Source organism: Actinomycetospora sp. (assembly GCF_036497245.1).
GTDB lineage: Bacteria > Actinomycetota > Actinomycetes > Mycobacteriales > Pseudonocardiaceae > Actinomycetospora.
This window is the reverse complement of sequence record NZ_DASXJS010000157.1, coordinates 21,560-33,073: the sequence shown is the minus strand read 5'-3', so window position 1 is coordinate 33,073 and position 11,514 is coordinate 21,560. Positions and strand designations below refer to the sequence as shown.

The window sequence follows — 11,514 nt, the reverse complement described above, 5'->3', positions numbered from 1 at the left end:
GACCCGGTGACGCCTCCGGACGCGGATGCCGGGGCACCGTCCGACGACGACCCCGTCCTCGCCCCGACCTACTGAGGGAGCGCCGATGTCACTGACCACGTTCTGGTTCGTCATCATCGCCGTCCTCTGGACGGGATTCCTGCTGCTCGAGGGCTTCGACTTCGGGGTGGGGATGCTGCACGGCGTCCTGGGGCGGGACGAGCCGGGCCGCCGGGCCGCGATCGGCACGATCGAGCCGGTCTGGGACGGCAACGAGGTCTGGCTCGTCGTGGCCGTCGCCGCCATGTTCGCCACCTTCCCCGGCTGGTACGCGACCGTGTTCTCGGGGTTCTACGTGCTGATGCTCGTCGTGCTCGTCGGACTGATCCTGCGCGGGGTGTCCTTCGAGTTCCGCAGCCACGCGGCCGGTCCGCGCGGCCGCAGGCTCTGGGGCGTGACCCTCTCGACGGGCAGCGCCGTCGTGCCGTTCGTTCTCGGGATCGCACTCGGCGACCTGCTGCACGGCGTGCCGATCGACGCCGCGGGCGAGTTCACCGGGGACCTCGGGTCGCTGCTGCACCCCTACGCCCTGTTCGTCGGCGTCACCGTGACGGTGCTCTGCCTGCTGCACGGCGCGGTGTTCCTCGAGCTCCGCGCCGCCCCGCCGGTGCGGGAACGGGCCGTCCGGGCCGCGCGGGTGCTGGCGCCGGTCACCGGCGTGGTGGTCCTCGCCTTCGCCGTCTGGACGCGGGTGGACTCGGGACACGGGATCCTGCTCTCGGTCCCCGAGCTGATCGCGGTGCTGAGCGTCGTGGCCGCCGCGGTCCTGGTCCGGGAACAGCGTCTCGGGCTCGCCTTCGGGGCCACGTCGCTGACGATCGCATCGGTCCTGGCGTCGCTGTTCGGCGAGCTCTATCCCCGGGTGATGGTCTCGAGCACCTCGCCCGCATTCGACCTGACGGTGGCCGGTACCGCCTCGTCGCCCTACTCGCTGCAGGTGACGACCGTCGTCGCCGCCGTGATGGTCCCGGTCGTCCTGCTCTACCAGGGGTGGACCTACCACGTCTTCCGACGCCGGCTCGGCGCCGGAGATCCGGCGAAGTCCGACGGGGTGGTCGTCGGGACCACGCCCTCCTGAGGGAGATCAGGTCGTCATCGGCCACTCCCGGAGCCGCGTGCGGGCGGTTCCGTTGTTCCCCAGGTGGTAGACGGCGAGGCCGGCGGGACGGAGGCCGAAGGGCTCGAAGGGCTCGGCCACGATCACCTGGAGGTCCTCCACGGTGGCGACTCCGACCGTGAGGTGGGCGGAGTACTCGGCGCCGGTCTGATCGGGAACGTAGGTCTCGACCCAGCTCATCGTGTTCGCCACGTGCCCCGAAGAGGTCCGGCCCCGCCCTGATGGCGACACGTCCCGAACGTGGCCGGGCGGAGGGAGGACCGCCTCATCCGGGAGGATGACGGGTGCTCACGGGGGTGGGGTCGCTCAGTCATCCCCGCGGGGTGATGCGGTTGGTCGGACCAGGCGCGGAGGGTCGAGGGGACTCGATTCGAGCGGAGGACCGAGATGGACGAGCACGTCCCCGACGGATTGCCGATCCTCGCGGCGGGCAGGCATCGCAGCCCCGCCAGCGGTTCCTGCGTGATGGAGTACGCCTCGGTGCTGGCCGGTGAGCGGTGGAGCGACCGGCCGCGCTGTACCGACCTCGCGCTGGCCGAGCTGGCGCGTCGGGTCAACGACGACGTCCGTCGCGAGGCCCGCCCCGCGCTGGCCCTGCTCGCACCCGGCCTCGTGGGGGCGGTCGGGCCGCGCGTGGCCGCCGACGTGGTGATCGCGGCCGTGGCCCGGGTCGGGCTCGAGATCGCCCCGCGAGACCTGATCCTGCTCCGCATCCAGCGCCGCGCGCAGGCCCGGCTCACCCGCGGAGCGGGCCGGTTGCGGGCGCGCGGACTCCGGTGGGGGCGCGCGGTCACCGGCGCCGGGTTGGGCGACACCTACCTCCAGCTGGGCCGGGTCATCGCCCACCGGCCACGCGCCGAGCGGGACGGCCTGCGGATCCGGGCTCTGGCCGCCGCGACCGGGGACGTGCGCCGCCAGCTCTCCGCGCCCGCGTCGGCCATGGTCGACAGCGGGGCAGGCGGACACGTGATGGTCAGGGCCAGCACCTGAGTCCGACAACGCGAGCGGCTTCTGCTCGAGGTCGCGTGCTCGCCGTGTGGTTCCCGCCGCGCAGCGAGCTGCGTCGGCCCTCCGACCGGTACGAGACCGCGACGCGATGGGCCGCTCTGGTGGTGCTTGTCCTGATCACGCCGCTGCTGGCGGCCTGTGGCGGCGCCCGGACCCAGCAGGTGCGGGACGACGCGGCCGCCGTCCGGGCGACCGCGCACCAGGTCGAGGCGACCGTGATCGGGGTCTCGAGCGCCTCGTCGACGACCGCCGACGGCCAGCCCAGTTACGACCTCAGCGTGACCGTGCGCTGGATCGAGCCCGTCGGCGCCCTCACCGCCCCGCAGGTCGCCGGCGGGGTCGGCCCGCGGATCGGCGATCCCTGGCCGCTCTGGGTGGCCCCGGACCTGACACCCGTCGCGCCTCCGGCCACCGAGCGGGACGCCGAGATCCAGGGCGCCGTCACCTCCATCGGCGTCCTCATCGGAGCGGGCGTGGCGCTCGCCGCCGCCGTCGCCCTCGTCCGGCGGATGCTCGACCGACAGCGGATGCGGCAGTGGGACGAGGACTGGCTGGCGTTCCGACGGCGTCGCAACCGCGGCGCCGCCGGCTGACCCGGTGCCGTGGTCGCCGGGTCTCAGGCGTCCTCGAGGCCCGCGCCGACCTCGCGCAGCACCGGGAAGTCGTGCTCCCTGGCCAGGACGTGCCCGACCGCGAGCGCCGTCGCGATCGGCCAGGACACGACCTCGAAGGCCGCGAACGCGACCATCACCCCCAGGAAGGCGAGGCTGCCGGTCGGCGGCCACCCGACCGGGCCGACCAGCGGCACGTCGACCCGCCATCCCCGAGGTTCCGGCGGGGACGGAACCGCCGTGGGTGCGGCCGTCGGCGGTGCGTTCATCGTGCCTCCGCGAGAGCGAGCCGGAGGGTTCCGGCGCGCCCCATCCGACCTGCAGGCAGCCGCGCCCGCATCACCCGGAGCGGACGACGGCGCCGTCGGGTCCGCACGGGAGACGACCCGTCATCCGGTGGCGGGGAGCTCCTGGGTACCGCCGAACGCCTGCGATACCGCGACGGCGACGCCGGCGTAGCCGGCCTGGTCGAGCGCCCGGCGCAGCGCGGCGGTGTCCGGCCCCGGCGATGGGCCGATCGCGTCGACCTGGATCGCGTCCGCGGTGCCCGAGACGCTCACGATCCGCCAGGACCGCGCCGACGCCCACTGCTCGGCCACGGGACGGACGCCCGCGATCGTCGTGCTGTCGGTGAACACCCGATAGCTCGCCACCCCGAGCGGCACGGCGACGATCACCACGAAGCCGGCCACGACGGCCATCGTCCCGACCCCGAGGTGACCGACCGGTCGACCGGCGGCCTCGGCCGCGGCGCGCACCCGGTAGACGAGGAGGAGCCCGGTGCCGGTGGCCACGATCGCGGCCACGTTCGACGCGAACAGCAGCAGGGCGCCGAGCGCCTGACCGGGTGCGCCGGACTCCAGCGTCAGGCCGACCACGGCGAGGGGCGGCACGAGCGAGATGGCGATGGCGACCCCCGGGAGCGTGTCCGAGACGTCGTCGCGGACGAGGGCGAACGCGCCCACGAGGCCGGTGGCCAGTGAAGCGACCAGGTCGATGAGGTCGGGGCTGACCCGGGCGGCCACCTCGGAGTTGGTCGCGGCGACGACCGGCTCCGGCACGAGCAGCCCGAGCAGGAAGCCGAGGGCCACCACGAGTGCGGCGCCTGCCAGCACGATGGTGACGCCCCGGACGATCCGCGACCGGTCGGCGAGGACGACGGCGAGCGCCGTGCCGAGGATGGGGGTCATCAGCGGGGCGACGATCATCGCGCCGATCACCGTGGCGTCGGAGTCGGCGACGACACCTGCGCCCGCGATGATCGCCGCCAACGTCAGCAGGACCCAGAAGGCCGACTGCTTGCGCCTGCCCTCGAGGAAGAGCCGGTCGGTCATGCGGTCCAGGTCCGCGCCGGACACTGCCTCCATCGACCCAGCGTGGGCGCGGAGGGCGGCGGTCACCTCCCCCGCCGTGGGTGAGAGGAGCGACCGGCCCGGGGCTGACGGGTCATCTGATGCGGGTGATGCGTCGGCGATCGGCGCGACCCACGGTGGGTGTTCCCGCACCCCCCGGAGGTTCCCTTGTCCTCGAACCAGTCGGATCGGCCCCTCAACACCAGCATGTTGATCGGCGGCGCCGTGCTCACCGGCCTGGGAGGCATGCTCGCCGCGCTCGGCCTCACGTTCGTGAGCGCGGCGGTGATCAGTGCCGGTCGACGGTGGCAGCAGCGCACCGAGATGACGCCGGGTCAGCTCGCCAAGCACGCGATCGGTGCGGCCCAGTCCGCGAGGCAGGCGGGCGTCGGCGCGTGGCGCGACCCGGTGCCCCCGCGCGCGGCGCCGTCGGCCGGCGCGCGGCGGGCGTCGACCGACGGGGTCCCCGTGTCGTGACCTCGGCGGTCCACACGACCGCCCCGGCCCCCTCCCGCCTGGACCGGCTCCGGCGGCGCCACGGCTGGATCGACCACCTGGTCCGCGCTGCCACCTCGTACCTCGAGAGCCACGGCGACCACTACGCGGCCGCCATCACCTACTTCAGCGTGGTCGCGCTCGTCCCGATGCTCATGGTCGCCTTCGCCGTCGCGGGCTACCTGCTGCTCGGCGACCCGGAACTGCTGGCGGAGCTCCGCGAGTCCGTCATCGCGATCGTGGGCCCGGGACTCGGCGCGACGATCGACCAGCTGGTCGCCGAGGCCCTCCGCCAGAGCGAGACCGTCGGGATACTGGGGCTGGCGCTGGCCGCCTACACGGGGCTCGCGTGGATGTACCGGGTGCGGGAGGCGCTGTCGGCCCAATGGGGTCAGCGCACCGCGGGGCCGCCGTGGCTCGCGGGCGCGGCCTCCGACGCCGTCGCCCTCCTCGGCCTGGGCCTGGTGCTCGCCGTCGCGCTCGGTATCGTCGTCCTCGGCGACCTCCTCACCGGGGCGGTGGCCGGCCCCGAGGGATCGGGGTGGGTCCGGTGGGCCGCCGCGACCGTGCTGACGGTCGGGCTCTCCATCGCCGCGAACCTGCTCGTCGTCCTCTGGGTGATCGCCCGGCTCCCGCGGGAGCGGCCGGCCCTGCGGCGCGCGGTCCGGCCCGCGCTGCTCGCCGCCGTCGGCTTCGAGCTGATCGAACAGGGCGGAGCCGTCTACCTCGGCTGGGTCACGGGCTCCCCCGCCGGCCTCGTGTTCGGCCCGATCCTCGGGCTCCTGGTGGCGATCTACCTGGGGGCACGTCTGGTCCTGTTCGCCACGGCGTGGGCCGCGACGCACGGTGAGCGACCGCGGGATCGTGACGATCCGCGGGCGACGACCCCGTAGGAGGGGCGGTGCCCCCTCGGGACACCGCCCCTGCGCCCGGGCGCCGGACCGGGCGACGGAGAGCCGACCCGTCAGGCGGTCGGGGCGCGACGGTCGGCGCTCAGCGCGAAGATCACGGCGATGTCGACGGCGATCACGATGATCGCCCACATCGGATAGGCCGCGATGAACACGAGGTTCGCCAGCGCGCTGAGGCTCGCGAGCACGATCCCGACCACGCGGGCCCAGGTCTTGCCCGCCATGACACCGAACCCGGCGGCCAGCACGAGGACGCCGAGCAGGAGGTGGATCCAGCCCCAGCCGGTGAACGACACCGAGAGCACGAGGCCCTCGCGGCCGACGAGGTAGTAGTCGGGCCGGAGGAGGGCCACCAGGCCCTCGATGATCTGGAAGCCGCCGAGCAGGATCATCATGATCCCGGCGAAGGTGATCCACCCGCCCCAGTCGTCCGTGTCCCGCCCGTAGTGCTGGGGCTCCATGATGTACGCGGCCTGTGCCCCTACGGCAGCGGTCCGTTCGGTCTCGGTCACGTCGGTCTCCTCGGCGCTCGGCGGCAGGTGCGCCGCGGTCGGCCCCACCCGGACGGCGGGGCTCGCCCGGGGAGTCTCGACCGCTCCACCCCCTGCTGACCTCACCCCGCAGGGATGATCCGGGACCGTCGCTCGCCCGCTCGGACGGCGCGGGTTCCCAGCGTTCATCCCGTAGAGGTGATGTCCCCCGCCGCCTCCCCGGGCGACAGTCCACGCGGACGGCGACGCCCGGAGCGCCGCGCACGCACGGATCACGAGGAGTGACGACCGATGGCGACACTGACCGCGGTGAAGTTCCCGACCCCGTCCGGGGCCGACGCGGCCCTGACGATCCTCGAGCGACTGCAGCGGGAAGGGTCGATCACCGTGCACGACGGGGCGATCGTGTCCTGGGCCGACGGGGCGAAGAAGCCCAAGACCCGGCAGCTGAACCACCTGGCCGGGGCGGGTGCCCTCGGCGGCGGCTTCTGGGGGCTGCTGTTCGGCCTCATCTTCTTCATCCCGCTCCTCGGGCTCCTCGTGGGCGCGGCCGTGGGCGCCGCGTCCGCGTCGATGGCCGACGTGGGGATCGACGACGACTTCATCAAGGAGGTGCGCGACAAGGTCACCCCCGGCACGTCGGCGCTGTTCGCGCTGACCTCGGACGGGGTGCCCGACAAGGTCGCCGCGGCCTTCCAGGGCGTCGAGGGCGAGGTGCTGCACACGAACCTGTCGAGCGAGCAGGAGAAGCAGCTCCGCGAGGTCTTCGACGAGGCGCACGCGGTCTGAGCCCCGCACCCATCGGACAGGACCGGCACCGGGGAGGACGCGGGTGGTGACCTCCGACGTCGCGCCGGCCACAGCCGCGGACGAACCCGTCTCCCCGATGACCGTCCTGCGGTCGAGGAAGTACCTCGGGCTCCTCGGGCTGGCCGCGATCCTCGGCGTGCCGATCTCGGCGGTGGCCTACTGGTTCCTCGCCCTGGTCGGCGGCCTGCAACGGTGGTCGTTCACCTCGGTGCCCGCCGCCCTCGGCTTCGCCGTCCCGCCGCTGTGGTGGCCGTTGATCCCGCTCGGGGTGGCCGGGGGTGTCGTCGGCGTCGTGATCCGGTACGTGCCGGGCCACGGGGGCGAGTCCCCGGCTGACGGGTTCAAGGCCGGCGGCTACCCGGGCACGGTCGAGATGGGCGGGATCGCGGCCGCGGCGATCGCCAGCATCGGGCTCGGAGTCGTCGTCGGGCCGGAGGCCCCGCTGATCGCCCTGGGCGGCGGGCTGGCGGTGCTCGCCGTACGACTGGCGAGGCGGGGCGACGTCCCCGCGAACGTGGCCTCGGTGGTCGCGGCCACCGGGAGCTTCGCCGCCGTCAGCACGCTGTTCGGGTCCCCGCTGGCCGGGGCGTTCCTCATGATGGAGGCCTCGGGGCTCGGGGGCGCGACCGCGACGATGGTGCTGATCCCCGGGCTCCTGGGCGCCGGGATCGGGTCGCTGGTCTTCCTGGGGCTCGACTCCTGGACCGGGCACGGGACCTTCTCGCTCGCGGTGTCGGATCTTCCGGCCGTCGGGTCCCCGACGATCTCGGCGTTCCTCTGGGCGCTGGTCGCCGGCGCCGCGGCGGCCCTGCTCTGCTGGGGCATCCGCGCGGCGGCGCTGCGGGTCCGGCCCGTGGTGGCCCGGCGGACGCTGCTGCTCACACCGGTCGTCGGGCTGGCCATCGCCGGGCTCGCGATCGTCTACACGGCGCTGACCGGGCACGCGGTGTCCGAGGTCCTGTTCTCCGGTCAGGACGCCCTGGGCCCGTTGCTCCGGGACCCGGCCGTCTACGGCGTCGGCGCGCTGCTCCTGCTCATCGTGTGCAAGGGCCTCGCCTACGCCGGCGGTCTGGCCGCCTTCCGCGGCGGGCCGACCTTCCCGGCCATGTTCATCGGCGCCGTGGGCGGCACCGCGCTGGCTCATCTCCCGGGCCTCGACGCCCTCTCCGGGGCGGCGATCGGGATGGGCGCCATGACCGTCGGCATGCTGCGGCTGCCGATGACGTCGGTCCTCCTCGCCACACTCTTCCTCGGCGGGACCGGGCTCACCGTGATGCCGCTGGTGATCGTCGGGGTCGTCGTGTCCTACGTGGTCACGCTCCGGCTGCCCGACCCGGGCCCCGCACCGATTCCCGATCCCACCCCGGCCTCCGAGCCGGCACCCGAGCCCGGCCGCACCCCGTGAAACGGGGAGAACGGACACCCCGATGCTGACCGAAGCGGTCCCGGCGGCCTTCGGGGCGGCGCTCTATCCGCCCGGCCTGCTGTTCGTGGCCTTCCTGCTCGTCAACCCGCAGCCACGCAAGCGCGCCCTCGTCTTCATCGCGGGCGCCGTCGTCGCCACGCTGGGCTTCGGGTTCGCGCTGGTGTTCATCCTCCAGGGCACCGGGGTCGAGCGGGGACCCCACCGCACGGTGCCTGCCTGGGTCGACCTGGCCATCGGCATCCTGTTACTGGGGTCCGCCGTCTACGTCTGGTTCCGCCCGCCCAGCGGCCCGAAGCAGGCGAAGGAGCGTCGCGAGCTCGGCCTGGTCGGGCTCCTGGTCATCGGTCTGCTGATGTACACGCCGTCGCCGCTCTACCTCGCGGCGCTGCACTCGATCGCGAAGGCCCACGAGAGCGTGGTGTTCACGATCTTCAGCGTGGTGCTCGTGGCCGTGATCTACATGCTCGTCATCGAGATCCCGGTGGTGGCCCACGCCATCTGGCCGGAGGCGACCCTGCGGGTGGTCACGGCCGTCAACGCCTGGCTCGGCCGGTACGGGCGCACGATCATCGTGCTCGCCGCCGGGGCCTTCGGGCTCTACCTGGTGATCTCCGCGACGGTCCACCTCATCCAGGGGCCGCCCCCGGTCCCGCCACCACCGCCCTGATTCATCCGGCCGGGGTGAGCCGCGCGCCGCCCGCGGCGACGACTCTCGACGGTGCGCACGGCGTCCGGGGACGACGTCCGGCAGCGATCTCGGAGAGGACTCCACGATGCTCGACGACGAGGAACGCACGGTGCTCGAGGAGACCGAGCGGGACCTGACCCGCAACGACCCGCACCTGGTGCGGCGGATGCAGCGGGGGTGGGGCCGGAGCGACGGCGGACGCGGCAGGCGGGTGGCCGTCGCGGTCGTGACACTCGCGCTGGTCGTCGGGCTCCTCTGGCTCGGGCTCCCCGGACAGGCCCTGCTGGTGGTGATGGTCGGGATCGGGTTCCTCGTGGCCTTCGGCTGGCGTCCCGCCGGCTGGGTCCCGGCGATCCTGCGCTCGGACGAGGACCCACCCCGTTCGTGACGACCGGTCCGATTCGGTCCCGACGAGGGAGGCGAGAAGATGCTGCTCTTCATCTACGTCCGGCACATCCGGCGCTACGCGCACGACGTCCCGTGGGTGCACCTGGGTGTGGCCCTGATCGGGAACTTCGCGTTCGTGATCGGGAGCCTGTTCTTCCTGTCCCCGGCTCTGACCCGGGCAGGCACCTGGCTGTTCGTGGTCGCCTCGTGGGGACTGCTCGTCGGGGTGATCGGCGAGATCCTCGTCCGCTACGAGACCAAGCAGCGGGTGGCGGCCGTGAAGGCCGCCGTCGAGGTCGAGGCCACCGCCGTCGAGGCCGACCCGGCCTGAGGGCCGCATGCACGCACGAGGAGGCGATCCGATGTCGGGGTACCGGTACGAGCTGCGGGTGGCCGGACGGCTCTCGGACCGGGCCCGCGGCGCGTTCCCGGCGATGACGGTGGACATCGCGCCCACCGAGACCGTGATCTCCGGGGAGGCCGTCGACGAGTCCGGCCTGCACGGGCTGCTCGCGCTGTGCCGGTCGCTCGGGCTCGAGGTGACGTCGTTCCACCGGGTCGTCGCCGACCCGGTGGAACCCACGGCGCCCGATCAGGGCTGAGCGGGCCGTGATCAGCCCAGGATGCGACGTTTCTGCGCCTCGAACTCCGCCTCGCTGAGGACCCCCTGCGCTTTGAGGTCCCCGAGGTCCTTGAGCTGGGCGATGACGTCGGGGGCGGCGGGCGCCGGAGCCTGCGGAGCCATCTGCTGCGGCGGCATCTCCTGCTCCTCGTCGCGGGCCCAGCGGCCCGCCTGGCGGCGGGAGACGCGGTTCGAGACGGCGGTCGCCGTCCCGGCGATCATGGCGGTGCGGGCGATCCCGCGGAGCAGACCGGGCATGGTGGGTCCTCGTCAGTTGGTCGGGTGTGCAGTGGTCAGGCGGGCATCTCGGCGGCGGCGATCGCGTCGAGCAGTGCCTCGTGGGGAATCCGGCCCCCGGCCACGACCTGGGCGCCGCTGCGCCGCAGCGCCCCGACCAGCGGGGCGGCCCAGGTGTTCTCGTAGACCACGAGCACCGCCGCCCTGCCCGGCTCCAGGATCCGGCCCGCCTCGTCGAGGTCGTCCCGGTCGAGGACCCCCGAGCCGGCCCCCTCGAAGACGGTCAGGTCGAGGCCGTCGTCCGCGTCGACCTCGTCGATCGTCATGATCGTGACCGCGCCGTCGATCTCCCGGCGGACGAAGGCCAGGTCGAGGACGCGGATCGTCCCCGCCTCGACCAGATCCAGCAGCAGCGGCAGGCTCTCGCCGGTCATCCGTCCGGAGGCGAACTCCATGACCAGGTAGTCGACCGGGCCCATCTCCGGGGCGTCGTCCGTCATCGTGTCGTTCCTCCCGGGTCGTCACCGTCCGCTCCCCGGCGGAGGTGCCCGGGAGCGGCGTGTCCCGCGATGCTCGTGCGCCCCGGCCGCGGTGACGTCACCCCGCGCGGATGAATCGGCGCCCTACGCCCCGTCGGTGCGGTCGGGCCCCTCGTCCGCGGTCGTCGCCCGACCTCCGACCGAGCCGAAGTTCGAGACCAGCCGCGCGACCAGCGTGACCAGGAAGATCTGACCGAGGAGTGCCTCCAGTACCGCGATGGCGCGCCCCGCGTCGTGGGCGGCGGTGAAGTCGCCGTACCCGAGCGTGGTGAGGGTGGTGAAGCTGAAGTACTGCACCGTGGCGGGGTCCGGGAGCTGCCCGCCCGCGAAGAACGGGCCCGGGCTCAGCCGAGCCATCGCCGTGAAGATCTCGGCGAACATCAGCCCGATCAGCAGGTAGGCGCTCAGCGCGCCGGCGATCGTCTGCAGCGTGACGACGGGGTGGCGCAGGATGTGCCGGACGACGAGGACGACCGTGGCGCCCAGGACCAGGGCCAGCCACAACGACGCCGCACCGCGGACCGCGCCGGACCCCCCGACCAGCAGGACCACCACCGTCGCCACCGAACCGACGGCCAGCGCGACCCGCAGGCCCCACACCTGGGTGCTCCCGAGCCGGGCCGCCCGGATGGCCAGTACCAGCGCGCCCACGTAGAGCAGCACCGTCAGCACGCTCACCCAGGTGCTCGCGGCCAGGGCGGCCGCGAGGTAGCCGCACACCAGCAGCGCGAGCACTACCTCGTAGTGACCGTCCACGGGCGGGCCGCCCTCCCGGCCCGAG

The 11,514-nt window shown here is 73.7% G+C and carries 18 protein-coding genes; 11 read left to right on the top strand and 7 right to left on the bottom strand.

Features of this window, described 5'->3' with window-relative positions:
- Positions 1-85: 85 nt before the first annotated feature.
- On the top strand, positions 86-1,117 hold the full coding sequence (gene cydB / locus VGI02_RS16980; RefSeq protein WP_331628926.1) for a cytochrome d ubiquinol oxidase subunit II: 1,032 nt from the start codon (positions 86-88) through the stop codon (positions 1,115-1,117).
- A 6-nt stretch (positions 1,118-1,123) separates the two neighbouring features.
- Here cydB and VGI02_RS16975 read toward each other — a convergent pair whose 3' ends face one another.
- Complete coding sequence (locus tag VGI02_RS16975; protein ID WP_331628924.1) at positions 1,124-1,336, bottom strand: hypothetical protein; 213 nt, start codon at positions 1,334-1,336, stop codon at positions 1,124-1,126.
- 207 nt (positions 1,337-1,543) lie between these two features.
- On the opposite strand from VGI02_RS16975, the gene VGI02_RS16970 reads away from it, so the two are divergent.
- Positions 1,544-2,146, top strand: coding sequence for a hypothetical protein (locus VGI02_RS16970; protein WP_331628922.1), 603 nt, complete (start codon positions 1,544-1,546; stop codon positions 2,144-2,146).
- A 35-nt stretch (positions 2,147-2,181) separates the two neighbouring features.
- A complete protein-coding gene (locus VGI02_RS16965; RefSeq protein WP_331628920.1) occupies positions 2,182-2,757 on the top strand; it encodes an Rv1733c family protein in 576 nt (191 codons plus the stop codon).
- A gap of 23 nt (positions 2,758-2,780) precedes the next feature.
- Here the strand turns inward: VGI02_RS16965 and VGI02_RS16960 are convergent, their stop codons facing one another.
- Positions 2,781-3,044, bottom strand: a complete 264-nt coding sequence (locus VGI02_RS16960) for a hypothetical protein (protein WP_331628918.1) — start codon at positions 3,042-3,044, stop codon at positions 2,781-2,783.
- A gap of 120 nt (positions 3,045-3,164) precedes the next feature.
- A complete protein-coding gene (locus VGI02_RS16955; protein ID WP_331628916.1) occupies positions 3,165-4,142 on the bottom strand; it encodes a DUF389 domain-containing protein in 978 nt (325 codons plus the stop codon).
- A 153-nt stretch (positions 4,143-4,295) separates the two neighbouring features.
- Between VGI02_RS16955 and VGI02_RS16950 the strand changes: the two genes are divergently transcribed.
- Both VGI02_RS16950 and VGI02_RS16945 read left to right on the top strand, forming a co-directional pair.
- Positions 4,296-4,604, top strand: coding sequence for a hypothetical protein (locus VGI02_RS16950; RefSeq protein WP_331628914.1), 309 nt, complete (start codon positions 4,296-4,298; stop codon positions 4,602-4,604).
- Positions 4,601-5,515, top strand: a complete 915-nt coding sequence (locus tag VGI02_RS16945; protein WP_331628912.1) for a YhjD/YihY/BrkB family envelope integrity protein — start codon at positions 4,601-4,603, stop codon at positions 5,513-5,515. The genes VGI02_RS16950 and VGI02_RS16945 overlap by 4 nt, the downstream gene beginning before the upstream one ends.
- Before the next feature lie 71 nt (positions 5,516-5,586).
- Here the strand turns inward: VGI02_RS16945 and VGI02_RS16940 are convergent, their stop codons facing one another.
- On the bottom strand, positions 5,587-6,045 hold the full coding sequence (locus VGI02_RS16940; protein WP_331628910.1) for a DUF7144 family membrane protein: 459 nt from the start codon (positions 6,043-6,045) through the stop codon (positions 5,587-5,589).
- Positions 6,046-6,315: 270 nt separating this feature from the next.
- On the opposite strand from VGI02_RS16940, the gene VGI02_RS16935 reads away from it, so the two are divergent.
- The 6 genes from VGI02_RS16935 to VGI02_RS16910 all read left to right on the top strand — a co-directional run bounded on the left by VGI02_RS16935 (position 6,316) and on the right by VGI02_RS16910 (position 9,937).
- A complete protein-coding gene (locus VGI02_RS16935; RefSeq protein WP_331628908.1) occupies positions 6,316-6,813 on the top strand; it encodes a DUF1269 domain-containing protein in 498 nt (165 codons plus the stop codon).
- Between the two features lie 46 nt (positions 6,814-6,859).
- On the top strand, positions 6,860-8,239 hold the full coding sequence (locus tag VGI02_RS16930; protein ID WP_331628906.1) for a chloride channel protein: 1,380 nt from the start codon (positions 6,860-6,862) through the stop codon (positions 8,237-8,239).
- A gap of 22 nt (positions 8,240-8,261) precedes the next feature.
- A complete protein-coding gene (locus VGI02_RS16925; protein WP_331628904.1) occupies positions 8,262-8,927 on the top strand; it encodes a GAP family protein in 666 nt (221 codons plus the stop codon).
- 106 nt (positions 8,928-9,033) lie between these two features.
- A complete protein-coding gene (locus VGI02_RS16920; protein WP_331628902.1) occupies positions 9,034-9,336 on the top strand; it encodes a DUF3040 domain-containing protein in 303 nt (100 codons plus the stop codon).
- A gap of 39 nt (positions 9,337-9,375) precedes the next feature.
- Positions 9,376-9,666, top strand: a complete 291-nt coding sequence (locus VGI02_RS16915; RefSeq protein WP_331628900.1) for a YrhK family protein — start codon at positions 9,376-9,378, stop codon at positions 9,664-9,666.
- A 31-nt stretch (positions 9,667-9,697) separates the two neighbouring features.
- The gene (locus VGI02_RS16910; protein WP_331628898.1) at positions 9,698-9,937 is read left to right on the top strand and encodes a DUF8691 family protein; all 240 of its coding nucleotides are present in this window, start codon (positions 9,698-9,700) and stop codon (positions 9,935-9,937) included.
- An 11-nt stretch (positions 9,938-9,948) separates the two neighbouring features.
- On the opposite strand, the gene VGI02_RS16905 is transcribed toward VGI02_RS16910, so the two are convergent.
- The 3 genes from VGI02_RS16905 to VGI02_RS16895 all read right to left on the bottom strand — a co-directional run bounded on the left by VGI02_RS16905 (position 9,949) and on the right by VGI02_RS16895 (position 11,489).
- Positions 9,949-10,215 carry an SHOCT domain-containing protein gene (locus VGI02_RS16905; protein WP_331628896.1) on the bottom strand — a complete coding sequence of 89 codons (267 nt, stop codon included), beginning with the start codon at positions 10,213-10,215 and terminating at the stop codon, positions 9,949-9,951.
- 35 nt (positions 10,216-10,250) lie between these two features.
- Entirely contained in the window at positions 10,251-10,694 is a 444-nt protein-coding gene (locus tag VGI02_RS16900) for a DUF6325 family protein (protein ID WP_331628894.1), read from the bottom strand.
- Between the two features lie 123 nt (positions 10,695-10,817).
- Positions 10,818-11,489, bottom strand: a complete 672-nt coding sequence (locus VGI02_RS16895; RefSeq protein ID WP_331628892.1) for a potassium channel family protein — start codon at positions 11,487-11,489, stop codon at positions 10,818-10,820.
- Positions 11,490-11,514 lie beyond the last annotated feature (25 nt).